The sequence below is a fragment of the Streptomyces sp. NPDC001156 genome (assembly GCF_053598275.1).
The window spans coordinates 41,774-64,058 of the sequence record NZ_JBSFJX010000010.1 but is presented as its reverse complement, the minus strand read 5'-3'; the positions used below and the strand labels follow the sequence as shown (position 1 = coordinate 64,058).

General features: G+C 71.6%; 23 protein-coding genes. 8 read left to right on the top strand and 15 right to left on the bottom strand.

Annotation, left to right across the window (positions count from 1 at the left end):
- Nucleotides 1-213: 213 nt before the first annotated feature.
- Nucleotides 214-912, top strand: coding sequence for an O-methyltransferase (locus tag ACWDA7_RS08110; RefSeq protein WP_450603379.1), 699 nt, complete (start codon nt 214-216; stop codon nt 910-912).
- Between the two features lie 145 nt (nt 913-1,057).
- Here ACWDA7_RS08110 and ACWDA7_RS08105 read toward each other — a convergent pair whose 3' ends face one another.
- Nucleotides 1,058-1,225, bottom strand: coding sequence for a DUF3117 domain-containing protein (locus ACWDA7_RS08105; RefSeq protein WP_003966491.1), 168 nt, complete (start codon nt 1,223-1,225; stop codon nt 1,058-1,060).
- Between the two features lie 369 nt (nt 1,226-1,594).
- On the opposite strand from ACWDA7_RS08105, the gene chcB reads away from it, so the two are divergent.
- Nucleotides 1,595-2,398 carry a 2-cyclohexenylcarbonyl CoA isomerase gene (gene chcB / locus ACWDA7_RS08100; protein ID WP_450603337.1) on the top strand — a complete coding sequence of 268 codons (804 nt, stop codon included), beginning with the start codon at nt 1,595-1,597 and terminating at the stop codon, nt 2,396-2,398.
- A gap of 21 nt (nt 2,399-2,419) precedes the next feature.
- On the opposite strand, the gene ACWDA7_RS08095 is transcribed toward chcB, so the two are convergent.
- Together ACWDA7_RS08095 and ACWDA7_RS08090 are read right to left on the bottom strand one after the other, a co-directional pair.
- Entirely contained in the window at nt 2,420-3,001 is a 582-nt protein-coding gene (locus ACWDA7_RS08095) for a DNA-3-methyladenine glycosylase I (protein WP_450603336.1), read from the bottom strand.
- Complete coding sequence (locus ACWDA7_RS08090; RefSeq protein WP_450603335.1) at nt 2,998-3,345, bottom strand: DivIVA domain-containing protein; 348 nt, start codon at nt 3,343-3,345, stop codon at nt 2,998-3,000. Before ACWDA7_RS08090 ends, ACWDA7_RS08095 begins: the two co-directional genes overlap by 4 nt.
- Before the next feature lie 151 nt (nt 3,346-3,496).
- Between ACWDA7_RS08090 and folP the strand changes: the two genes are divergently transcribed.
- Nucleotides 3,497-4,357 (top strand): dihydropteroate synthase, encoded by an 861-nt coding sequence (folP, locus tag ACWDA7_RS08085; RefSeq protein WP_450603334.1) that lies wholly within the window; start codon nt 3,497-3,499, stop codon nt 4,355-4,357.
- Between the two features lie 78 nt (nt 4,358-4,435).
- Here the strand turns inward: folP and ACWDA7_RS08080 are convergent, their stop codons facing one another.
- Both ACWDA7_RS08080 and dapE read right to left on the bottom strand, forming a co-directional pair.
- Nucleotides 4,436-5,194: an LOG family protein gene (locus ACWDA7_RS08080; RefSeq protein WP_450603333.1), complete on the bottom strand. Its 759-nt coding sequence runs from the start codon at nt 5,192-5,194 to the stop codon at nt 4,436-4,438.
- A gap of 112 nt (nt 5,195-5,306) precedes the next feature.
- Nucleotides 5,307-6,386, bottom strand: coding sequence for a succinyl-diaminopimelate desuccinylase (gene dapE / locus ACWDA7_RS08075; protein WP_450603332.1), 1,080 nt, complete (start codon nt 6,384-6,386; stop codon nt 5,307-5,309).
- A gap of 95 nt (nt 6,387-6,481) precedes the next feature.
- On the opposite strand from dapE, the gene ACWDA7_RS08070 reads away from it, so the two are divergent.
- Together ACWDA7_RS08070 and ACWDA7_RS08065 are read left to right on the top strand one after the other, a co-directional pair.
- Nucleotides 6,482-7,438 (top strand): heavy metal transporter, encoded by a 957-nt coding sequence (locus ACWDA7_RS08070; protein WP_450603331.1) that lies wholly within the window; start codon nt 6,482-6,484, stop codon nt 7,436-7,438.
- Nucleotides 7,439-7,762: 324 nt separating this feature from the next.
- Nucleotides 7,763-8,194 carry an ATP-binding protein gene (locus ACWDA7_RS08065; protein WP_432932178.1) on the top strand — a complete coding sequence of 144 codons (432 nt, stop codon included), beginning with the start codon at nt 7,763-7,765 and terminating at the stop codon, nt 8,192-8,194.
- Nucleotides 8,195-8,261: 67 nt separating this feature from the next.
- Here the strand turns inward: ACWDA7_RS08065 and ACWDA7_RS08060 are convergent, their stop codons facing one another.
- The gene (locus ACWDA7_RS08060) at nt 8,262-9,353 is read right to left on the bottom strand and encodes a bifunctional succinyldiaminopimelate transaminase/glutamate-prephenate aminotransferase (protein ID WP_450603330.1); all 1,092 of its coding nucleotides are present in this window, start codon (nt 9,351-9,353) and stop codon (nt 8,262-8,264) included.
- A gap of 153 nt (nt 9,354-9,506) precedes the next feature.
- Nucleotides 9,507-9,827: a ferredoxin gene (gene fdxA / locus ACWDA7_RS08055; protein ID WP_043443616.1), complete on the bottom strand. Its 321-nt coding sequence runs from the start codon at nt 9,825-9,827 to the stop codon at nt 9,507-9,509.
- Between the two features lie 140 nt (nt 9,828-9,967).
- Here fdxA and ACWDA7_RS08050 point away from each other — a divergent pair, with 140 nt between their 5' ends.
- On the top strand, nt 9,968-11,017 hold the full coding sequence (locus tag ACWDA7_RS08050; protein ID WP_450603329.1) for a GNAT family N-acetyltransferase: 1,050 nt from the start codon (nt 9,968-9,970) through the stop codon (nt 11,015-11,017).
- 17 nt (nt 11,018-11,034) lie between these two features.
- Entirely contained in the window at nt 11,035-11,886 is an 852-nt protein-coding gene (locus ACWDA7_RS08045) for a transglutaminase-like domain-containing protein (RefSeq protein WP_450603328.1), read from the top strand.
- A 40-nt stretch (nt 11,887-11,926) separates the two neighbouring features.
- Here the strand turns inward: ACWDA7_RS08045 and ACWDA7_RS08040 are convergent, their stop codons facing one another.
- From ACWDA7_RS08040 to ACWDA7_RS08005, 8 genes are all read right to left on the bottom strand, one after another.
- On the bottom strand, nt 11,927-12,541 hold the full coding sequence (locus tag ACWDA7_RS08040; protein WP_359396688.1) for a response regulator transcription factor: 615 nt from the start codon (nt 12,539-12,541) through the stop codon (nt 11,927-11,929).
- 10 nt (nt 12,542-12,551) lie between these two features.
- Nucleotides 12,552-13,739, bottom strand: coding sequence for a sensor histidine kinase (locus tag ACWDA7_RS08035; RefSeq protein WP_450603327.1), 1,188 nt, complete (start codon nt 13,737-13,739; stop codon nt 12,552-12,554).
- On the bottom strand, nt 13,736-14,476 hold the full coding sequence (locus tag ACWDA7_RS08030; RefSeq protein ID WP_450603326.1) for an ABC transporter permease: 741 nt from the start codon (nt 14,474-14,476) through the stop codon (nt 13,736-13,738). The genes ACWDA7_RS08035 and ACWDA7_RS08030 overlap by 4 nt, the downstream gene beginning before the upstream one ends.
- On the bottom strand, nt 14,473-15,396 hold the full coding sequence (locus tag ACWDA7_RS08025; protein WP_450603325.1) for an ABC transporter ATP-binding protein: 924 nt from the start codon (nt 15,394-15,396) through the stop codon (nt 14,473-14,475). The genes ACWDA7_RS08030 and ACWDA7_RS08025 overlap by 4 nt, the downstream gene beginning before the upstream one ends.
- A gap of 131 nt (nt 15,397-15,527) precedes the next feature.
- Entirely contained in the window at nt 15,528-17,741 is a 2,214-nt protein-coding gene (locus ACWDA7_RS08020) for a hypothetical protein (RefSeq protein WP_450603323.1), read from the bottom strand.
- 223 nt (nt 17,742-17,964) lie between these two features.
- Nucleotides 17,965-18,384, bottom strand: coding sequence for a DUF6113 family protein (locus ACWDA7_RS08015; RefSeq protein ID WP_450603322.1), 420 nt, complete (start codon nt 18,382-18,384; stop codon nt 17,965-17,967).
- Nucleotides 18,381-19,304 (bottom strand): N-acetyl-1-D-myo-inositol-2-amino-2-deoxy-alpha-D-glucopyranoside deacetylase, encoded by a 924-nt coding sequence (gene mshB / locus ACWDA7_RS08010; RefSeq protein ID WP_450603321.1) that lies wholly within the window; start codon nt 19,302-19,304, stop codon nt 18,381-18,383. Before mshB ends, ACWDA7_RS08015 begins: the two co-directional genes overlap by 4 nt.
- A gap of 269 nt (nt 19,305-19,573) precedes the next feature.
- Nucleotides 19,574-19,768 (bottom strand): hypothetical protein, encoded by a 195-nt coding sequence (locus ACWDA7_RS08005; protein WP_003992731.1) that lies wholly within the window; start codon nt 19,766-19,768, stop codon nt 19,574-19,576.
- 204 nt (nt 19,769-19,972) lie between these two features.
- On the opposite strand from ACWDA7_RS08005, the gene ACWDA7_RS08000 reads away from it, so the two are divergent.
- Nucleotides 19,973-22,105, top strand: a complete 2,133-nt coding sequence (locus ACWDA7_RS08000; protein WP_450603320.1) for a prolyl oligopeptidase family serine peptidase — start codon at nt 19,973-19,975, stop codon at nt 22,103-22,105.
- Nucleotides 22,106-22,285: the final 180 nt, after the last annotated feature.

The window sequence follows — 22,285 nt, the reverse complement described above, 5'->3', positions numbered from 1 at the left end:
CCACAGGCGCAGCCGCACCTCCCCTGTCGGCTCTGGTGGTGTCCAGTGGAGCCCCTACCATAGCCACCCCGCCCGTTAGCTCCGGATAAGCGGTTTTACGTGAATTTGATGTGAGGTGATGTGGCTGCGTCATCACTTGCTCGGCGTCCGGGTCCATCCGTTCCCCCCGTCGTTCCCCCGCTTCTCTTTCCACTCTCCTAAACGCCCGGTCCCATCTGCGGGTTCCCGGGGCCAACGGATACAGTCACGCCCAGGCAATCACGGGGACAGGAGAGGGTCATTACCGGCAACCGGCAGACGAACTGGGCGTTCGCCGACGCCTATGTCGCCGAGGACGACGCACTGCACTGGGCCCGCGACCGAGCCCGTGAAGCGGGGTTGCGCTCGGTGTCTCCCGGCGCGGGCGCCGCGCTGCGGATGCTCGCCGCCACCGTGGACGCCAAGGCGGTGGCGGAGATCGGGACCGGATGCGGCGTCTCCGGGATCCATCTGCTGCACGGCATGCGGCCGGACGGGGTGCTGACCACCGTGGACCCGGAACCGGAGCACCAGCAGTTCGCCCGCCAGGCCTTCAGGGCCTGCGGCTTCGCGAGCAACCGCGCCCGGTTCATCCCCGGCCGGGCCCTGGACGTGCTGCCCCGGCTCGCGGACGCGGGCTACGACCTCGTCTTCTGCGACGGCGACCGGCTCGAGGTCCTCGACTACCTCGCTGAATCGTTGCGCCTGCTACGCCCCGGCGGGCTGGTCGTCTTCGAGGGTGTCTTCGCCAACGGCCGCACGGTGGACTCCGGGCCGCAGCCCACCGAGGTGCTGCGCCTGCGGGAACTGCTGCGGGCGGTGCGCGAGAGCCCGGACCTGATGCCCTCGCTGCTTCCGGTGGGCGACGGGCTGCTGTGCGGGGTCAAGCGCTGAGGCCGCGCACCGCAAAAGGGTGAGGACTCCGCTCCCCCGGGCAGGCATTCCGGCCCGTGGCAACGCGATGCCCCACCCCTGCAAAACAGCGACCCCGGCACCGCGTACGATGCCGGGGCTACCGAGAACTGGGGTCGCTTGCGCGTCAGCCGACGACCTTCTTGAGGGCGTCGCCAAGCGCGTCGGCCTCGTCAGGGGTCAGCTCGACGACGAGCCGACCGCCGCCTTCGAGCGGAACGCGCATGACGATGCCCCGCCCCTCCTTGGTCACCTCGAGCGGGCCGTCGCCCGTCCGCGGCTTCATGGCCGCCATGCTCGTTCCCCTTCCTGAAACCAGCTCACGTCAGCCGACGGCCCTTGAAGGGCACACGGTCCTACACGGGACACGCGACACCGGCATCGAACACATTGCTTCCAAGCCATTATCCCGCATCTCAGGACCCGATGACCAACATGAGTCGGCATCGCTTGGGCAACACGCGCGAGCAAAACCACTCAATTCGGCGATGTGACTGTGATACTGCGCTCTTGCACGGACACCCACCGTCCGGACCTGGCGGGCAATTCTTTGACGCAGGTCACACGTGCGCCTCGTTTCCCTGGCGGTGATCTCCGCCATGCTGTCTTCGACGCAGGACGTACCGACCGGTACGACGGAGCCGTGACACCAGAGGGGACCACCATGGCCGACACCGTGCTCTACGAAGTGAGCGACGGACTCGCGACGATCACGCTGAACCGTCCGGAGGCGATGAACGCGCTGAACATCGCGACCAAGGCCGCCCTGCGGGACGCGGCTCAAGAGGCGGCGGCCGACGAGGCCGTACGGGCGATCCTGCTGACCGCCGCCGGGGACCGGGCGTTCTGCGTGGGGCAAGACCTCAAGGAGCACATCGGCCTGCTCCAGGCCCAGGACGCGGGCTCCGGCACCGCGGTGATGAGCACCGTACGGGAGCACTACAACCCCATCGTCCGGGCGCTGACCGGAGCGGCGAAGCCGGTGGTCGCCGGCGTGAACGGGGTCGCGGCCGGAGCCGGCTTCGGATTCGCGCTCGCCGCGGACTACCGGATCGTCGCGGACACGGCGGCCTTCAACACGTCGTTCGCCGGGGTGGCGCTCACCGCCGACTCCGGGACCTCCTGGACGCTGCCGCGCGTCGTCGGTCCTTCCCGCGCCGCCGACCTGCTGCTCTTCCCGCGGAGCATCAGCGCCCAGCAGGCCTACGAGTGGGGAATCGCGAACCGTCTGGTCCCCGCCTCCGAGCTGCGTGCGGAGGCGGAGAAGGTGGCCCGGTCGCTGGCCGAGGGCCCGACGCTCGCGTACGCCGCGCTGAAGGAGTCCATCGCCTACGGGCTCTCCCACTCCCTCGACGAGGCCCTCGAGAAGGAGGACGAACTGCAGGGCCGCGCGGGTGCCTCACACGACCACGGCATCGCGGTGCAGGCGTTCGTCAACAAGGAGAAGCCGAAGTACGTGGGCCACTGAGGCGGCTTCGTGCCGCCCGGGTCAGGTGCTCCGGGCGGCGCAGTCGGCCAGGTGGTCGTCCACCAGCCCGCACGCCTGCATCAGCGCGTACGCCGTCGTCGGGCCGACGAACCGTATGCCGCGCTTCTTGAGGGCCTTGGACAGGGCCGTCGACTCGGCGGTGACGGCGGGCACGTCGCCGAGGGACTTCGGCGCCGGGCGCGAGGCCCCGTCGGGCGCGTACGACCAGATCATTTCGTCCAGCTCGCCCGGCGCCCAGTCGGCCAGCACGCGCGCGTTGGCGAGCGTCGCCTCGATCTTGGCGCGATTGCGGATGATGCCGGAGTCGGCGAGCAGACGCTCCTGGTCGGCTTCCGTGAAGGAGGCCACCTTGGCGATCCGGAAGTCGGCGAAGGCTGACCGGAAACCTTCGCGGCGGCGCAGGATCGTGATCCACGACAGACCGGACTGGAAGGCCTCGAGGCACAGCCGCTCGTACAGCGCGTCGTCCCCGTGGACCGGGCGGCCCCACTCCTCGTCGTGGTACGCCACGTAGTCCTCGGCGGACAGGGCCCACGGGCAGCGCAGCACACCGTCCGGCCCGGCCACGGCGGCGCCGCTCATCGGTGGTCCCCCTCGCCCCGCTCCTCGGTGGCGGCTCTGGACGCGCGGGCACTGGCGAGCGCGGACTCCAGGTCGGCGATGCGGGCGTCCCGTTCGGCGATCTCGGCGCCGAGGCGGCCGAGCGCGTCGTCCACGTCCGCCATGCGGTAGCCACGCAGGGCGAGCGGAAAACGCAGGGCCTCCACGTCCGCGCGGCCGACCGGGCGGTCCGGCGGCAGCGGGTCCTCGAACCGCTCGGGCGCCGCCTCCGGCAGGGGTGCGCCCTCGCCGCCGCCCACCACGGCCAGTGTCACCGCGGCCACCACGACGGCGAGCGCGACGACCAGGAACAGGAACATGAGCATCAGTGAGGTCCCCACGCTCGGTGCCGGCGCGCGGTGCGCCGGCGCGAAGTGCCGATGTCGATTGTGTCTCGGTCAGATCGTGCCATGCCAGGCTGACGATTAAGGTCGCAGGCGGCCGAGGAACGGGACGTACTGGGAGAGGTCACAGGAGATGCTCAGGCTGGGCAGGCGGGAATTCGGCGCACACGAGCCGGTGATCATGGCGATCGTGAACCGGACCCCCGACTCCTTCTACGACCAGGGGGCCACGTTCCACGACGAGCCCGCCCTGGCGCGTGTGGAGCAGGCGGTCGCCCAGGGCGCCGCGATCGTCGACATCGGCGGGGTCAAGGCCGGACCGGGAGAAGAGGTCACGGCCGAGGAGGAGGCGCGGCGGACGGTCGGTTTCGTCGCCGAGGTACGGCGGCGCTTCCCGGATCTGGTGATCAGCGTGGACACCTGGCGCCACGAGGTCGGCGAGGCGGTGTGCGAGGCGGGCGCGGATCTGCTGAACGACGCGTGGGGCGGGGTCGATCCACGGCTCGCGGAGGTCGCGGCACGGTACCGGGTGGGGCTGGTGTGCACCCACGCCGGAGGTGCGCAGCCGCGGACGCGTCCGCACCGGGTGACGTACGACGACGTGATGGCGGACATCCTGAAGGTGACCCTGGGGCTGGCGGAGCGGGCGGTGGCGCTCGGGGTGCCACGCGAGTCGGTCCTGATCGACCCGGGCCATGACTTCGGGAAGAACACGCGGCACAGCCTGGAGGCGACGCGGCGGCTGGACGAGATGGTCGCGACGGGATGGCCGGTGCTGGTGTCGCTGTCCAACAAGGACTTCGTGGGCGAGACGCTGGACAGGCCGGTGAAGGAACGGGTGCTGGGGACCCTGGCGACGACGGCCGTGTCGGCGTGGCTGGGAGCACAGGTGTACCGGGTGCACGAGGTGGCGGAGACGCGCGAGGTCCTGGACATGGTGGCGTCGATCGCGGGCCATCGCCCGCCGGCGGTCGCCCGCCGCGGTCTGGCGTAGCCCCGCCGGGTGCCGGGGTCCCGGTCCCGCCGGCCCGCCCGTCGCGGGGCTCCCCCCGGCCCCGGCGTCCACCGGGACCTAGCGGCCCGCCTCCTTGGAGACCAGCTCGACGGCCTCGTCCACGTCGTCCGTCAGGTGGAACAGGAGCAGGTCCTTCTGCGAGGCCTTGCCCTGGGCCACCAGGGTGTTCGTCAGCCAGTCCACCAGACCGCCCCAGTACGCCTTGCCGTAGAGGACGATCGGGAAGCGGGTCACCTTCTGGGTCTGGACCAGGGTCAGGGCCTCGAAGAACTCGTCCAATGTGCCGAGGCCGCCCGGCAGCACCACGAATCCCTGCGCGTACTTGACGAACATCATCTTGCGCACGAAGAAGTAGCGGAAGTTCAGGCCGATGTCGACGTACGGGTTCAGCCCCTGCTCGAAGGGCAGCTCGATGCCGAGGCCGACCGAGACGCCCTTCGCCTCGCAGGCGCCCTTGTTCGCCGCCTCCATCGCGCCCGGGCCACCGCCGGTGATCACCGCCCAGCCCGCCCGCACCAGTTCCCGCCCGAGCCGGACTCCGGCCTCGTACTCGGCCGAGTCCACCGGGGTCCGGGCCGAGCCGAACACGCTGATCGCGGGCGGGAGTTCGGCCAGGGTGCCGAAGCCCTCGACGAACTCCGACTGGATCCGGAGGACCCGCCAGGGGTCGGTGTGCACCCAGTCGGTGGGAGCGCGCTCGTCCAACAGCCGCTGGTCCGTGGTACTCGTCTTCACCTGGTCCCGCCGGCGCAGCACCGGACCGAGCCGCTGCTCGTCCGGCGGCACCTTCTTCCCCTCGGGGTTGCCAGTAGGCATGTGCGCTCCCTCCGCTCGGGGGTGGTTCCTCCCCAGCGTAGATCCACGCTGGTTAAGGACGGGGGACGTGTGCATGTCCGCCATGGGCCGCGGTCCCCACATTCGCAGCAGGTCAGGACGTCAGCCAGGCCCTCAGGCGCTCCTCGCCGGCGAGGATCTTCGCCGTCTCCACACGCTCGTCCCGCTTGTGCGCCAAGTGCGGGTTGCCCGGGCCGTAGTTGACGGCCGGGACGCCGAGCGCGCTGAAACGGGAGACGTCCGTCCAGCCGTACTTGGGCTGCGGGGTGCCGCCCACGGCTTCGATGAACGCCGCGGCAGCCGGGTGCGAGAGGCCGGGCAGCGCCCCGCCGCTGTGGTCGACCACGACGAACTCGTCGATCCCGCAGTCCGCGAAGACCTCGCGGACGTGGGCGACCGCCTCCTCCTCGGTGCGGTCCGGGGCGTAACGGAAGTTGACCGTGACCACGCACTCGTCGGGGATCACGTTCCCCGCCACCCCGCCCGAGACGCCGACCGCGTTCAGTCCCTCCCGGTACTCCAGGCCGTCGATCACCGGGTACCGCGGCTCGTACGCGGCCAGGCGGGCCAGGATCGGGGCCGCCGCGTGGATCGCGTTCGCGCCCATCCAGCTGCGCGCCGAGTGCGCCCGCTCGCCCCTCGTCTTCAGCAGCACCCGCAGCGTGCCCTGGCAGCCGCCCTCGACCTGGCCGTCGGAGGGCTCCAGCAGCACCGCGAAGTCGCCCTCCAGCCAGTCGGGATGGGCCTTGGCCACATGTCCCAGACCGTTCAGGTGGGCGTCGACCTCTTCGTTGTCGTAGAAGACGAACGTGAGGTCGCGGTTGGGCTCCGGGACCGTCGCCGCGATACGGAGCTGAACGGCGACGCCCGACTTCATGTCGCAGGTGCCGCACCCCCACAGCACGCCGTCCGCGTCCAGGCGGGAGGGCACGTTGTCCGCGATCGGGACCGTGTCGATGTGTCCCGCCAGGATGACGCGCTCCGGCCGCCCCAGGCCCGTCCGCGCCACGACGTTGTTGCCGTACCGCTCGACCGCCAGGTGCGGCAGGGCGTGCAGTGCGCTTTCGATCGCGTCCGCGAGGGGCTTCTCACCGCCGCTCTCGGAGGGGAAGTCGACGAGCTGCGCGGTCAGCCGCGCGGCGTCCAGCGTGAGGTCAAGAGGGGTATCGGCCATGATGTCGACCCTAGCGCGCCGGACCGCGCCCGCTGCCCCACGAGTAGTCCACAACCTCGGGCGGCGTCCCGAGGCGCCTCCAGTACCTTGTACGCGTGCCAGAGCCGTCCCCCAACCTCAAACGTCGCGGCCGCCTTCTCCGTTTCGGGGCGGCTTTCGTGGCCCTGCTCGCCGTCGCGGGCTATCTCGTCGTCCAGTACCTCACCGGCTCCGCCGCGCCCAGATGCACGGTCGTCTCGGGCGAGACCGACGGGACGTCGTACGACTTCACCCCGGAGCAGGCGGTCAACGCGGCGACGATCTCCGCCGTCGGCACCACTCGCGGCCTGCCCGAGCGGGCGGTGACCATCGCGCTCGCGACCGCGCTCCAGGAGTCGGGCCTGCGCAACATCGAGCACGGCGACCGGGACTCGCTCGGCCTGTTCCAGCAGCGCCCATCACAGGGCTGGGGCAGCCGGGACCAGATCATGGACCCGACGTACGCGGCGGGCGTCTTCTACCAGCACCTGGCCAAGGTGCCCGACTACAAGCAGCTGCCGCTGACCGTCGCCGCGCAGCGTGTGCAGCGCAGCGGCTATCCGGAGGCGTACGCGAAGCACGAGCCGGACGCCAGGCTGCTCGCCGACGCGCTCACCGGCAGGTCGCCCGCCACGCTCACCTGCCAGGGACGCCCGGCGCCGACGGCGGCCGGAGGCCCGGACGCGGTACGGGCCGCGCTGGTAAGGGACTTCGGGCGCGATGTGCTCCAGACGGCCGGTGCGGAGGTGGGCGCCCACCGGCCCTCGGCCTCCTCCACCGTGACCGCGAAGTCGGCCGGCAACGCGGTGACGGTCCCGGTGCCCCGGAAGTCCACCGCCTCGGGCACCGTCCGCCAGCGCGGCTGGGAGCTGGCGCACTGGGCCGTGGCGAACTCGTCGGCGCTGCACATCGCCCGCGTCTCCTTCGACGGCCGTGAGTGGTCGCGCGGAGGCTTCGCGAACGAGTGGCGTACGGCGGGTGGGTCGGACGCCAAGGCGGCGGCCGCCGAAGTCCGTATCGTCACCGGCGAGTAGATCGGGCAGCAGTACGGGTTCTCACCCCTCCGAGTTGTGCGCGGCGCGCCTCGTCGACGAGGCGCGCCGCCTTTTTCACGCGTCCCCCTGCAGACCCCGAAATCCTTGAGAACAAAGGGCTGCAGGGATTCGGCAGGCTTTCCGGCGAGATGCCGTTTGCCCGATTTCATCCCCAGCCGATAATGCGACGCATTGCCAACTCTTTACATGGGCGCACCGCAACCTTCGCGGGCTTCGAGCGGTAGTCACTGCGTCCGAGCCCGGAATGATCAACTGCCGGACAGAGCCGGGCACTTCACCGTTCTCTCCCGTCTAAGGAGCATCATGTCCCTCCCCCTGACCCGCCGGATCGCCCGTGCCGCGCTGCTGATCGCAGCGGGAGCGGCGCCCGTGGTCGGTGCGGCCGGCTCCGCCAGCGCGGCGACGACCGATCTGCCGGCCACCCCGAACCTCGCCGGGCTGACCGCGCTGGACAACGCGCAGGTCGGCACCACCGTCGACAGCGCGACCCAGAAGGTCTCCGGGCTCGCGGGTGACGCCGGTGGCCAGGCGGTCCAGGCCGGCGGCAAGGCGGTCAAGCAGGCCGTCCCGGCCGCGAACAACGCCGGCGGCAGGCTCGTCGGAACCGCGGCGCCGATGGCGCAGAAGGCGGCCGGGGACGCGGCGGGGCAGGCCGGCGGTCTGCTCGGCGGTGCCGCCAAGACCGGACTGCCGGGTCGGCAGCTGCCGGTGCAGGGTCTGCCGTTGGGTGGCTGAGTGGCACAGCGCCACGACGGAGGGGTCCAGGGAGCCGCCCTGGGCCCCTCCTGTTCGTATCGGGGCCTTACAGCCGCTCCACCGCTGCCGCGACGCGCTCGTCCGTCGCCGTGAGGGCCACCCGTACGAACGTCTCGCCCGCGGGGCCGTAGAAGTCCCCCGGGGCGACCAGGATCCCCAGGTCGGCGAGGTGGGCGACCGTGTCCCAGCAGGACTCGTCGCGGGTCGCCCACAGATACAGGCTCGCCTCGCTGTGCTCGATGCGGAAGCCGTGCTTCAGGAGGGCGTCCCGCAGGACCGTGCGGCGGGCCGCGTAGCGCTCACGCTGCTCGCGGACATGCGTATCGTCGCCCAGCGCGGCCACGACCGCGGCCTGGGTCGGCGCCGAGGTCATCATGCCGCCGTGCTTGCGGATCTCCAGGAGGGGGCCCAGCACCGCCGGGTCGCCCGCGAGGAACGCCGCCCGGTAGCCCGCCAGGTTCGACCGCTTGGACAGGGAGTGGACCGCGACGATGCCCTCGTACGACCCCTGGCAGACGTCCGGGTGCAGGACCGAGACCGGGTCGGCCTCCCAGCCCAGCTCGAGGTAACACTCGTCGGAGAAGACCAGGACGCCGTGCTCACGCGCCCAGGCCACGATCCGGGTGAGCTCCTCCTTGGCCAGCACCCTGCCCGTCGGGTTCGACGGCGAGTTGAGCCAGAGCAGCTTCAGGTTCGCGGGGTCCAGCTCGGTCGGGTCGTCGTATGCCACATGGTCCGCGCGGGCCAGGCGCGCGCCGACCTCGTAGGTCGGGTAGGCCAGGCGCGGATAGGCGACCGTGTCGCCGGGGCCGAGGCCGAGCTGGGTCGGGAGCCAGGCCACGAGCTCCTTGGAGCCGACGATGGGCAGGACATGGCGGTGGGTGACGTCACGGGCGCCGAGGCGGCGCTCCAGCCAGCCCGTGATCGCGTCCCGCAGCTCGGGCGTCCCCCAGACCGTCGGATAGCCCGGGGAGTCCGCGGCCGCGACAAGCGCTTTCTGGATCAGCTCGGGGACCGGGTCGACCGGGGTGCCGACGGACAGGTCGACGATTCCGCCCGGGTGCGCGGCGGCCGTCTTCTTGTACGGCTCGAGCTTGTCCCAGGGGAAGACCGGAAGGCGGTCGGATACTGCGGACACGGGGATCGGGCTCACTTTCTGGGTACGACGGACACCCCCTACGAGCGTACGGGCGCCAAACGCCACGGTCCCGTCCGGCGCGGGCGCCGTACGGGACCGAGACGGCACCGGCTCATCGGCTTCCGGGCCGCTGAAGCCGGCTGTGCGGGCCGCTTACTGGTTCATCGGGGGCAGCGCCGCGATGAAGGGGTGATCGCGCTCGATCAGCCCCAGCTTGCTGGCGCCACCGGGCGAGCCGAGCTCGTCGAAGAACTCGACGTTCGCCTTGTAGTAGTCCTTCCACTCCTCGGGCGTGTCATCCTCGTAGAAGATCGCCTCGACCGGGCATACCGGCTCGCAGGCTCCACAGTCGACGCATTCGTCCGGGTGGATGTACAAGGACCGCTGGCCCTCGTAGATGCAGTCGACCGGGCACTCCTCGATGCACGCCTTGTCCTTGACGTCGACACAAGGCTCTGCGATGACGTAGGTCACGCTGTCGTTCCTCCTCGGTAGGGCGCTGGCGGGCCTCCTCAGGCTCCGCCGCCTGGCGCGCGGGAGCGCGGCGTCGTCGATGCCCGCACCTAGTATCTCCGTTCCTGGGCATGATCCGAACAGGAGGGGTGAACTGACCTGTGGAAATCTCTGCGGGCGGACGGCTCGTGGTCCGTATCACCACTGCTGACGTGGGGAAACGCGTCTCCGTACGGCGGTGGAGCGAACATGCCACCGAGGGTGAGAAGTTCACCGACACGGTCGGAGTTCTCACATCATGGGACAAGGGTGTGCTGCTGATCACGCAACGCGACGGAGAGACCGTCCGGATCACGGAGTCTTCCCTGGTCGCGGGCAAGGTGGTGCCCCCTGCTCCGGTCCGCCGTACGGGCCCGACGACGTCGTACGAAGAGCTCGCGCGGATCTCCGCCCGGGCCTGGCAGCCGGTCGAACGGGAGCGCCTCGGTGACTGGGAGCTGCGTGCCGCCGCCGGATTCACGCGCCGGGCCAATTCCGTGCTGCCGCTCGGTGACCCCCGGCTCCCGCTGGACGAGGCCCTGACGGCCGTGCGGAGCTGGTACGCGGCCCGCGGCCTGCCCGCGTACCTGCAGACGGCGACGGGGGCGGAGGGCACCCAGGAGCTGCTGTGCGCGGAACTGGAGGCCCGGGGGTGGACGCGGGAGGTGACCGCGGAGCTGTGGACCGGTGCCCTGGCGCCCGTGGCGGACCGTGAGGCCCCGGGGGTGGTGCTCTCGCGCACGGCCGACGAGACGTGGCTCGCCCGCTATCAGCGCAAGGGTCTCGGCGAGGTGGCCCTGAGGGTGCTGGGCAGCGGGCCCTCGGTCTGGTTCGCGACGGTACCGGGGCCGGAGGGCGCGCCTTTGGCGGCGATCGGGCGGTGCGTGGTGGACGGCCGGTGGGCCGGCTTCGGGGCGGTGGAGGTCGACCCGGACCTGCGTCGCCGGGGACTGGCCACCGCCGTGATGGCCGCGCTGGCCCGGCAGGCCCTCGACGAGGGCGCCTCGGCGGCGTGGCTCCAGGTGGAGAGGGACAACGCGGGCGCCCGGGCCCTGTACGCACGACTCGGCTTCGGGGCGCATCATGCTTATCACCACTACCGGGAGCCGGAGGGCTCCCGCGGTCCGGACGCGGGCGGCCCGGCGGTCGCGCGGTCCGGCCCGGTGGGGTGAGAGGTTTCGAGGCCGTCATGCAATCCCCCTATCCCCCGGAGCCGGAACGGGTTGCCGAGGTGCGTCGGCGGTTCGGCGAGGAGGCCCGCTGCGCGCAGCCCGATCTCACGACCCTCTGCCTGCTCGTGGGAGCCGCCGCGGACGGAACGCTGGACGAGGCGGGGATGGACGGCGCGCAGATGGAGCTGGACCGGCTGGCCGGACAGCTCCCGTTCAGGCCGGGCGGCCCCCGTTCCTGGGCCGTCGCGCTCGCCGACCTCCTCGGGGCGCGCTACGGCTTCCACGGCACGCTCGCCGACTACGAGCGGCTGCAGTCCTCGCTGCTGCACGAGGTGCTGCGGCGGCGGCAGGGGCTGCCGATCCTGCTCTCGGTGGTGTGGATCGAGGTGGCCCGGCGGGCCGGTGCGCCGGTGTACGGGGTCGCGCTGCCCGGGCACTTCGTCGTCGGGTTCGGGTCGCAGGAGGACCAGGTGCTGGCCGACCCCTTCGACGGGGGGCGGGTGCTGACCGGCAGCGACGCCGAGATGCTGGTCGCCGGGGCCACGGGAGCGCCGCTCGACCCGTCGATGCTGGCGCCCGCGGATTCACTGGACGTCGTGCTGCGAGTGCTGAACAACATCCGCGCGTGGGCCGCCGCCCGGCCCGAGCGGTCCGATGTGGCCCTGTGGGCGGTCGAGTTGTCGTTGCTGCTCCCCGCGCATCCGGCCCGGCTGCGCTACGAGCACGCGCAGCTGCTGGTCCAGCGGGGAGACTTCGTACAGGGAGCCGTGGAGCTCGACGCCTACGCCGACCTGGTGTCCGCCGTCGACGAAACGGCGGCCGATCAGGTGCGGGGGCAGGCCCGGGCGGCCCGGGCAAGGCTGAACTGAGGCCTCCCCGCTCCTTCGGGATCGCACCCGGGCCAGGCGGCTACAGCCAGCCCTTCTCCCGTGCGATCCGGACGGCCTCCGCCCTGTTGCGTACGGCCAGTTTCTGGATGGCCGTGGAGAGATAGTTGCGGACCGTGCCCTGGGACAGGTGCAGGGCCGCGGCCAGCTCCGCGTTGGTGGAGCCGTCCGCCGCCGCGCGCAGGACGTCACGTTCGCGGTCGGTCAGCGGGTTGGCGCCGTCGGCCAGGGCGGCCGCGGCCAGCGTGGGGTCGATGACGCGCTCGCCGGCAAGCACCTTCCGCACCGCCTCGGCGAGTTGGGCCGCCGGCGCGTCCTTCACCAGGAAGGCGTCGGCACCCGCCTCCATCGCCGAGCGCAGATAGCCGGGACGCCCGAAGGTGGTGAGGACGACCACCTTGAGGGCCGGAAGCTCCCGCTGGAGCCCGGCCGCCGCCTCGATCCCGGTCGCACCGGGCATCTCGATGTCCAGGAGCGCCACGTCCACGTCGTGGGCGCGCGCCGCCGCCAGCACCTCGTCGCCACGGGCGACTTGGGCGACGACCTCGATGTCCTCCTCCAGACCCAGCAGGGCGGCCAGCGCCTCCCGGACCATCGACTGGTCCTCGGCGAGCAGGACCTTGATCGTGCGGCTCATGCCCCGGATCCTACGGCCTGGCGCCGCCCACGGGCACGCGCGCGACCAGCCGGAAGCCGTGCTTCACGCGGCCCGCCTCCAGCGTCCCGCCGGCCTTCTCCAGCCGCTCGGTCAGGCCGGTCAGGCCGTTGCCCGGGCCCTTGCCCGAGCCGCCGGAGCCGTCGTCGTCCACGGAGAGCTCCAGTACCTGCCCGTCCAGGGTCTGCCGCCTGAGCACCTCCACTGTGCAGCGCGCCGCGCCGCTGTGCCGCACGACGTTGGTGACCGCCTCGCGCAGCGCCCAGGCGAGGGCGGACTCGCTGTCCCGGGCGACACCGGAGAGGTCGGGCTCCGCGGGTACGTCGGCGGTGACCGCGGCCGCCGTCAAGGCGACCTGCGCTCCCGCGAGTTCGGCTGCCAGGCGCGGACGCCGGTAGCCCGCGACCGCCTCGCGCACATCGACGAGGGCCTGGCGGCTGACCTGTTCGATGTCGGCGACCTGCTGGGCTGCCTTGTCGGGGTGGTCGGGGAGCATACGTCCGGCGAGCTCGCTCTTCAGGGTGATCAGGGACAGCGAGTGCCCGAGCAGGTCGTGCAGATCGCGGGCCAGACGCAGCCGCTCCTCGTTGGCCGCGAGCTGGGCGACGGTGGCCCGGGCCTTGCGCAACTCGATCGTCGTGCGCACCAGCTGGCCGACGCCTGTCATCGCGAACCCGATGAGCAGCACCAGGAGGATCATGTTCCACGCGTGCTTCTCGCCGATGTGCAGTCCGACGAGCAGCATCTCGGCGGTCGTCGCCGGGATCGCCCAGTAGGCCGTACGAAGCGGCAGGGCCGCCCCGCAGGCGACGGAGACGTAGACGAAGAGGCCGATCCAGGCCGAGCCGAGTGTGAAGCAGAGCAGGGCGGCGAGCGCGGCGAGAAGGACGATGAGGATGCTGACGTACGTCCCGGAGAACGGCCGGCCCATGTTGCGGAAGACCAGCGTGAGGTAGACCCCGACGAAGGCCGCGAGGCCCAGCCAGCCGGCCACGGTGCCGCCGGTGGTGTGGTTGCCGGAGGCGAGGTCGTGGACCGGCGAGCTGAGGAAGACCAGCCAGACACCGATCCACAGCGTCTTGCGCAGCAGCTCAGGCCGGTTGCGGGGCGGCTGACTCAGGCGTATCAGCCGCTCCGACCGGACCTCGCCGGACCGCAGGTCGTCCGTCATGGCGCTCACGCCTTCAAGGTGTCCTTCCGGTACAGCCAGGCCGCGCCGCCCGCGAACAGGGCGAAGAAGGCGACGAGGATGGCGATGTCCTGTGCGTGCGGGGCCCGGCTCTCCTCGATGGCCTGCCCCAGAGCAGCGTACGCGTGGGTGGGCAGCCACTTGGCGATGTCCTGCAGCCACTGCGGGAAGGTGGTCGAGGGCATCCACAGGCCGCCCAGCAGCGACAGCCCGAAGTAGATGATCATCGTGATCGGGCGGACCGCGTCCCCGCTGGCGAGATAGCCGATGGCCACGCCGAGGGCGGCGAAGACGAGGCTGCCGGCCCAGATCGCGCCGGTGAGGGCGAGCCACTGCCAGGCCTCGAGGCGGACGTGCTTCACGGCTGCGGCGACCACGAAGACGATCACGATGGACGGCAGGCTGACGACGGCCGCGCTGGCGGTCTTGGCGAGGACGTAGCCGCGCCCCGGAAGGGGGGTCAGCCGCAGCTGCCGGACCCAGCCGCTCTCGCGCTCCTTGGCGATGCGCTCGCTGTTGCCCATCAGGACGGCGGTCAGTGCGCCGAAGGACGCCATCGAGACCATCATGTAGGTCGGGATCGTCAGGCCGGTGCCGTCGACCTTGGTCACGCTGTCGGCCTTGCCCGCGATGAGCAGGAAGAGGAGCGACGGGTACAGCACGGAGAAGAACAGGAACTTGCGGTTGCGCAGGGCCCTTGCCAGTTCCAGCTTGATCAGGCTGCTCACGACTGCTTGGCCTCCTCGGCCTCGGTGATGGCGACGAATGCCTGCTCGAGCCCGAGCCCGGCCACTTCGAGATTGCGGGGGTAGACACCAAGGCCGTACAGGGCGTGGACGGTGGCGTCGGCGTCGGTGGACTGGATGCGGACCGTCTGCCCGGAGATGTCCATCACCGTGAGGAAGGGCAGCGCGCGCAGCGGGGCCTCGTCGATCGAGCCCTCCAGATCGAAGGAGATACGGCGGGCACCTGCCTTCGCCTTGATCTCGGCGGCGGTCCCGTCGGCGAGGAGGCGCCCGCGGTGCAGGACGAGCACCCGGTCGGCGATCGCATCGGCTTCTTCGAGGTAGTGCGTGGCGAACAGGACCGTACGCCCCTCGTCCGCCTGTTCCCGCATGGTGGCCCAGAACGCCTGGCGGGCGGAGACGTCCATGCCGGTGGTCGGCTCGTCCAGGACGATGAGGTCGCTGTCGCCCGCGGTGGCGAGGGCGAAGCGGACGCGCTGGGCCTGGCCGCCGGAGAGCCTGTTGACCTTGCGGTCGGCGATCTGCGCGATGCCCGCGCGAGTGAGCACATCGTTGATCTTGTACGACTTCGGGTGCAGGTCGCAGGCGAGCTTGACCAGTTCGGCGACCGTGACCTCGTCCATCAGGCCGCCGCTCTGCAGCATGGCGCCCACGCGTCCGGCGACTATGGCTTCACGCGGACCGGTCCCGAACACGCGGACCGTGCCGCTGTCCGCCTGCTTGAGCCCGAGGAGCAGGTCGAGAGTGGTGGATTTACCCGCGCCGTTGGGCCCCAGGAGGGCCACCGTCTCGCCCGGGTGCAGGTCGAGCGTCAGACCGTCGACGGCCCGGACGCTGCCGTAGGCCTTGGTCACCTGGTCGAATGCGACCACCGTTGTGGTGACCGCAGTTGTCGTCGTCATGACCCCATCGTCGCCGCGCGGTGGTACCGCGGAGCAGTGCCAGGTGTCGTGACTCCCACATGACAGATGTCATATGGCCGGCACGACGACGGGGGTGCCCGCTCCCGGCGGCCACCCCCGTGTCATCCGGATCAGCTGGGGTTCGTGTCGATCGTCGCGATACGGGCCGCCGGCGACTTGCCGAGCAGCGCGGGCCGCAGCGCGCCGATCACGTCCTCCACCGTGACCGCCGTCTTCTGGCCGGTGGCGCGGGTGATGAGCACACCGTCGAAGGTGTTGCCGTACAGCCCTTGCAGCGCCGCCTTGTCGTACGTGTCGACGAGCTTGCCGTTGATGGCCTTCACCCCGATGAACTTCCACAGGGAGTTGCGGGGGCTGAAGGAGATCGTGTGGGCGGCGTCCGTGCGCACCGTCACGTTCTGGGACATCGCGGGCTGCGCGAACTCCTTCATCATCCGGTCGACCTCCGCGTTGGAGACCGTCGGCCGGCGCGTGGTCGTGGGCACCTTCACGGGCGTGCTCGCGCCGGTCTCCACCTCGGTGCGGTACGCCTGCTCGACGGCCGCGGTGGAAGCGGAGACGTCGACGCCCTCGCCCGCCTTGCCGTACACGGCGACGGCTTTGCCCGACTCGAACTTGACCGTGCCCTCGACCATCGAGCCGGCACCGCCCGCGGCGCGTTCCAGTTCGGCCTGCAGCTTCTCCTTGTCGACCGGCATCACGGGATCGATGACGCGCTCCTGCCCGAACAGGGAGCCGATCACCGACACCGGGTTGTAGTCGCTCTGTGCGGCGGCGGCGACGGTGGCCTTGCTGTCGAGCTGGAGGCCCGCCTGGTCCGGCCTGAGGGCGACCGTCTTGCCGTCCACCGACAGTTCGAGCGGCTTGCCGGTACGGCTGCCCAGGGCGGAGTCCAGCTTCTGGATCGCGTCGTCGCGGGTTCCGCCACCGATGTCGACACCGAGCACGGTGGTGCCCTTGGGCACGTCGGAGTGGTTCATCAGCAGCCCGGCGCCGTAGGCGACACCGCCGAGGAAGACCAGGCCGCCGATCAGGAGCACCGGCTTGCTGCGGCCCTTCTTCCTGGCCGACTTCGCGCTCTTGGAGTTCTGGGTCTTCGGCGGCTCGGGCAACTTCGGTGCCGTGTGCTGCACGGGCCCGTCGGACTGCGTGCCCGGGAACGGGCCGTTCTGGGCGCCCGCGGGGACGACCGGGATGCCGCTGGTGACCGTGTGCCCGGAAATGTTGTCGCCGGGGCGGCCGTAGCCTTGGCCACCCGGAGCGGGGGCCGGCTGCTGCGGGGTGAGGATCGCGGTGTCGTCGCTGAGTCCGCCCCCGGGCCGGCCCTGGCCCGGGCCGGCGCCCGGCGCACCCGGTGCCCCAGGGCCGTACGGGCCGCTCTGGCCTGCGCCGGGCGTCCCCGGGAGACCCCGTGCCGGCAGGCCGGGGCCGCCGGGTGTGGGACCCGCGGGAGGGATGGCAGGGCCGTCGCCGATGACCGGGCCGCCGGTGGGACCGGACGGGCCGTGCGGGCCCTCCGTGAAATACGGCAGATCGTCGCGGCTGGGCTCCGCGCCGTCCTCGGGACCTATGACGGGCAACGAGGCGGTGGTGGCGGCCACGGCGTCGGAGACGTCGAAGGAGCCGGTGCCTCCGCCGTGCCCCGGCGCGACGGGTCCCGCACCGGTGGCACCCGGAAGCCCCCTGCCGTTCGTCGCGCCCGGGCGTGCGCCCAGCGGGCCCGCGGCGCCCGTGCCCCCTGCGGGCCGTGCGCCCGTGGCGCCCGGCGCACCGGAAGCACCAGGGTGCATGGCACCGACGCCGTTCGCGCCGGGAGCACCCGGACGCGCTCCGCCCGCGCCGAGTCCGCCGGGCACGTCGGACCCCTGTATGCCGGACCCTCCCGGCATACCCGCGCCGTCGGTCGAGCCGCCGCCCTGCGGGCCCTTGGCCGCCGAGGGCTTGCGGGGTGCGAACCAGTCGCTCGTCTTCTCCCCGGCCGGCGCCGGGGGCTCCGCGGTGCTGTCGAGGGCACTCAGCGGGGTGACGGTGCTCGTCGGCTGCGGGTCGGCAGCCGCTTCGGCCGTCGTGTCGGCGGTGTCGGCTTCCGCGACGGGGGTGCGCACGACGACCGGCGGAATGGGCCGTGATCCGGGGATGTTGATCCGGATCCGGGTCGTCAGTGTGGTCTCGGTCTTTCGTTCCTCCGGCCGCGTGGCCGAACGGCTCGCGTCGACACCGTCCTCGGAAGCCATGGGGGTCCCGTACGGCGGCGTCCCGGACGGATACGCGGCTCCGCCACGCCCGTTGGATCCGGCGGACGAACTGTCAGTTTCACGACTCAAGGCAGGTTCTCCCGGTTGGCTCCACCGCCTGTTTCGACCTCAACAGGTGGCCTCCCGTGCTCGAGCGAAGCCAGGGGCTCGGGGAAGGCTCGGCGGCGCGCACCACCATACTGGCCGCAGGTGGTCCGCAGACCGCGCCTGTCAGGAAACCCGCACGGTACTCCTACGCGCGCACCCCGTTTTCCCCGGGGGCATTCCGCGATCCGGGAGACGAAGTGGTACGTCACTTGCCGAGTCGGACGCCTGAGCCGCCTGCCGGCCGCCCAGGGGCGAGGGTGGCACAGATCACAGCGACGGCCATTCCACCGAGCAGGAAAAGATAGGACCCGACGCCCGCACCGAACAGGAAATCTCCTTCTGGACGGCTCGCGGTGAGCAGGATGACCGAGACCACCCAGCCCGCGGCGGGCGCGACGGCCCCCGCCCGGGTCCCCATGACCCGGGCACCGCCGACGAAGAGCCCGGCCGCACCTGCCAGCGCGAGGAGCAGCCCACCGGGAAACCAGCCGCCCTGCACGAGCGCGCCCGCTGCCCCCACCACCGCGCCGAGCACGAACAGGCCCAGATAGGCGGCGGCCCGGCCGGCCGAGGGCGGTTTCAGCGGCTGCGCGAGCGCGCTCTGCTGCTTGCTCGTGGACATCATGGCGCCGCTCCCTCGAACAGGTCCGTCTCCCGGACCTCGGCGCTCCCTGCACCCTGGGCCGGGGGGCCCCCCGGCCCGGTCTGCTCGCCACGGACCAGCTCGTAGTACTCGGTCGTGAACAGGGGCTGCGCGAGGGCGTTGGAGAGGGCGAACCACGGCTCGGCGACCTCGATCTGCGTGGCGTGCGCCCGCATCGCGGCGGCCTTCGCGGCGGCGAACGCGGTGCCGTCGATCTCAGTGGTGATCACCTCGTCGCCGACCACGCCGGGGACGTCCTCGACGGCCCCCGCCTTGGCGAAGGGGGTGTCGTCGAGCGCCTCGGCAAGCCTCGCGAAGGCGGCCTCGGCCACCCGGCGCGGCACCCGGTTCCAGTAGATCTTGGCGATCTCCCAGGGCACCCCGAGGTCCGGCCTGAAGCCGGGGTCGGCGGCCAGCCGGGCGGCCCGCATGGCGACACGATGGGCCTGGATGTGGTCGGGGTGGCCGTAGCCGCCGTCGGGGTCGTAGGTGACGAGGACCTGGGGGCGCACCTCCCGGACGACCGCCACCAGGTGGCCGGCCGCCTCGTCGGGATCCGCGGACCAGAAGGCTTCCGGACGGCTGTTCTGCGGGGCGCCCATCATCCCGGAGTCCCGGTAGCGGCCGGGGCCACCGAGGTGGCGGTGGTCGCTGACGCCGAGCGCGGCCATGGCGGCGGCCAGTTCGCCGGCGCGGTGGGGGCCCAGCGTGTCGTCGCGGTCCGCCGCGAGATGAGCGAGCGGCGGCGGAATGACTTCGCCCTCCTCGCCGAGCGTGCAGGTCACCAGCGTCACCCGGGCACCCTCGGCCGCGTATCTGGCCATGGTCGCGCCGTTGTTGATCGACTCGTCGTCCGGGTGCGCGTGCACCAGGAGCAGACGCCGGTCGGGCAGATCCGTCATGGGGTCCACCCTACGAGGCGCCGGGTCCTCTCCGGGCCTGGGTCGTACAGCGCCCCCGCCTGGGGCCCGGCAGACCGTCCAGGAGGGCGGTGGCGGCCCTGAGGAGCGCCGGGGCACCGCAGGCGGGCGAGGTACGGCGGGAAGCGACGGGGCGGGGGGTGTCGGGTCTGTGGATGGGACGGAGGCGCGGGCGGGGATGCGAGGACCAGGACCGAACCCCTGCACTGAGCCCGGTCCCCACGGTCGCCGGACCCGCGCCCTGCGCGCCGCTAGAACTTGATGCTGCCGATCATGCCGGCGATGTTCGTCGTCAGCTCGCTGATCGTCGGGGCGACGGTCGAGGAGGCGAGATAGAACCCGAGCAGCATGCAGACGATCGCGTGCCCGGCCTTCAGCCCTGACTTCTTGATCAGTAAGAAGACGATGATCGCCAGCAGCACCACCGCCGAAATCGAGAGTGCCACGGCGGTTCACCTCCAAAGATCCACAGGGGCGCGGGGGTCGGGCTATGGGGGCAACGAATCCGGGCAGACGTGTCCTCACAGATAAGTCCGCCCGGATGCCAGCGGGTTCATACCCACCATGCGCCAGCGATCATAACTATCCATACGTGCGCATCGGTCGGCGCACGGCCGCACAAGGGGGCGCATGGCCAATATGGTCGTGGCATGACGACCGAGTCTGATTCCTTCCCCCGACGGCACGCGCGGACCCAGCGGTTCACGCTCGGCGCGCCGCGTGCGTTCACCGTCGCACCCGACGGCTCCCGCGTGGTGTTCCTGCGCTCAGCGTCCGGCGCGGACCGCGCGCACCAGCTCTGGGTCCTCGATGTGGCGGACGGCGCGGAGCGCCCGGCGGCCGATCCGGGTGCGCTTCTCGGAGGCACCGCCGAGCAGTTGCCACCCGAGGAACGCGCCCGTCGCGAACGCAGCCGCGAGGGCGGTGCCGGCATCGTCGGCTACGCCACCGACGCCGCCGTGGAGTTGGCGTCTTTCGCCTTGTCAGGGCGGCTTTTCACGGCCGAACTGCGCGTCGGCACGGCACGTGAACTGCCCGTACCCGGACCGGTGATCGACCCCCGGCCCGCCCCCGACGGACGGCACATCGCGTATGTCGCCCGGGGCGCCCTGCGGGTGATCGGCGCCGAGGGCGAGGGCGACCGGGTGCTGGCCGAGGCGGAGCCGGAGACGGAACCGGGATCGGTCACCTACGGGCTGGCCGAGTTCATCGCGGCCGAGGAGATGGGGCGTTCACGCGGCTACTGGTGGTCGCCGGAGTCCGACCGGCTGCTCGTCGCGCGCGTGGACGAGACGCCGGTGCGCCGATGGTGGATCTCCGATCCCGCACATCCGGAGCGGGAGCCGCAGCCTGTCGCATATCCGGCGGCGGGCACGGACAACGCGGAGGTGCGGCTGTTCGTCGTGGGCCTCGACGGGACGCGCACGGAGGTCGTCTGGGATCGGGCTGGCTACCCGTATCTGGCGCGAGTGCACTGGTCAGCGGCGGGTGCGCCACTGATTCTGGTGCAGGCACGCGACCAGCGCAGCCAGCTGTTCCTGGCGGTGGACCCGGACACCGGGGCGACTCGGATGGTACACGCGGACGAAGATCCACAATGGCTTGAACTTTTCCCTGGGGTGCCGTGCTGGAGCCCCTCAGGGCAGCTCGTGCGGATCGCCGACGAGGGCGGCGCACGGGTGCTCGCCGTGGGTGAACGGCCCCTGACCGGAGCACAGTTGCATGTGCGCGCGGTGCTCGACGTGTCCGACGACGATGTGCTCGTCACGGCCTCGGCGGGCGAGACGGCGGCCGATCCGGAGACCGGCGAGATCCATGTGTACCGGGTGAACGAACTCGGTGTGGAGCGTGTGTCGCAGGAGCCCGGCGTCCATACGGCGGTGCGCGCCGGGGGCGTGACCGTGCTCATCTCCGCCACACTCGGCCGCGCGGGCAGCCAGGCGCAAGTGCTGCACGACGGCAAGCGCGTGGCCGGCGTCGCGTCGTTCGCGGAACACCCGGGTTTGTCCCCGCGCGTGACGCTTGCACAAGGGGGCGCACGACGAATTCCGTGCGCCGTGCTTCTGCCGACGGACTACGACGGTGACACCTCCCTCCCCGTCCTCATGGACCCCTACGGAGGCCCGCACGGGCAGCGGGTGGTGGCCGCGCACAACCCGCACCTGACCTCCCAGTGGTTCGCCGACCAGGGCTTCGCGGTGATCGTCGCGGACGGCCGGGGCACCCCGGGCCACTCCCCCGCCTGGGAGAAGGCGGTGAAGGACGACCTCGCGGCGGTCGTGCTGGAGGACCAGGTCGACGCGCTCCACGCCCTGGCCGGCGACTTCCCGCTCGATCTAACCCGGGTCGCGATCCGCGGCTGGTCCTTCGGCGGCTATCTCGCCGCGCTCGCGGCGCTGCGCCGCCCGGACGTGTTCCACGCGGCCGTGGTCGGCGCCCCGGTGACCGATCTGCGGCTGTACGACACCCACTACCAGGAGCGCTATCTGGGGCACCCGGTGCAGCAGCCCGAGGTGTACCGGCGCAACTCCCTGGTCGACGACGCCGGTCTTGTCGACGACGCGTATCCGGCCCGGCCGATGATGATCATCCACGGCCTCGCGGACGACAACGTGGTGGTGGCCCACTCCCTGCGCCTGTCCTCGGCCCTCCTGGCCGCGGGCCGCCCGCACGAGGTGCTGCCGCTGTCCGGGGTGACCCACATGACACCTCAGGAAACGGTCGCGGAGAACCTGCTGCTGCTCCAACTGGACTTCCTCAAGCGCGCTCTGAACCTGGGCTGAGCAGGGATTTCTCAAGGGGTACAACGACGGTCGGCCAAGGGACCACAGCGAAACACCGGCCGTATCCGCGAGAGCGGCGCCGGCCCGTGCGCAATGAACGAGCCGGGGTGACATGGCGCACCCCGGCTCGTTTACGGCACCCGCACGGCCGTACGCAGTTCACTCTCCTGTGTCCGTATA

Excerpts from the sequence above, each read along its gene's own strand:
- ACWDA7_RS08105 (WP_003966491.1), bottom strand. The coding sequence starts at position 1,225 with ATGGCGGCCATGAAGCCGCGGACGGGCGACGGCCCGCTCGAGGTGACC.
- chcB (WP_450603337.1), top strand. The coding sequence starts at position 1,595 with ATGGCCGACACCGTGCTCTACGAAGTGAGCGACGGACTCGCGACGATC.
- ACWDA7_RS08095 (WP_450603336.1), bottom strand. The coding sequence starts at position 3,001 with ATGAGCGGCGCCGCCGTGGCCGGGCCGGACGGTGTGCTGCGCTGCCCG.
- ACWDA7_RS08090 (WP_450603335.1), bottom strand. The coding sequence starts at position 3,345 with ATGCTCATGTTCCTGTTCCTGGTCGTCGCGCTCGCCGTCGTGGTGGCC.
- folP (WP_450603334.1), top strand. The coding sequence starts at position 3,497 with ATGCTCAGGCTGGGCAGGCGGGAATTCGGCGCACACGAGCCGGTGATC.
- ACWDA7_RS08080 (WP_450603333.1), bottom strand. The coding sequence starts at position 5,194 with ATGCCTACTGGCAACCCCGAGGGGAAGAAGGTGCCGCCGGACGAGCAG.
- dapE (WP_450603332.1), bottom strand. The coding sequence starts at position 6,386 with ATGGCCGATACCCCTCTTGACCTCACGCTGGACGCCGCGCGGCTGACC.
- ACWDA7_RS08065 (WP_432932178.1), top strand. The coding sequence starts at position 7,763 with ATGTCCCTCCCCCTGACCCGCCGGATCGCCCGTGCCGCGCTGCTGATC.
- ACWDA7_RS08045 (WP_450603328.1), top strand. The coding sequence starts at position 11,035 with ATGCAATCCCCCTATCCCCCGGAGCCGGAACGGGTTGCCGAGGTGCGT.
- ACWDA7_RS08040 (WP_359396688.1), bottom strand. The coding sequence starts at position 12,541 with ATGAGCCGCACGATCAAGGTCCTGCTCGCCGAGGACCAGTCGATGGTC.
- ACWDA7_RS08025 (WP_450603325.1), bottom strand. The coding sequence starts at position 15,396 with ATGACGACGACAACTGCGGTCACCACAACGGTGGTCGCATTCGACCAG.
- ACWDA7_RS08015 (WP_450603322.1), bottom strand. The coding sequence starts at position 18,384 with ATGATGTCCACGAGCAAGCAGCAGAGCGCGCTCGCGCAGCCGCTGAAA.
- mshB (WP_450603321.1), bottom strand. The coding sequence starts at position 19,304 with ATGACGGATCTGCCCGACCGGCGTCTGCTCCTGGTGCACGCGCACCCG.
- ACWDA7_RS08000 (WP_450603320.1), top strand. The coding sequence starts at position 19,973 with ATGACGACCGAGTCTGATTCCTTCCCCCGACGGCACGCGCGGACCCAG.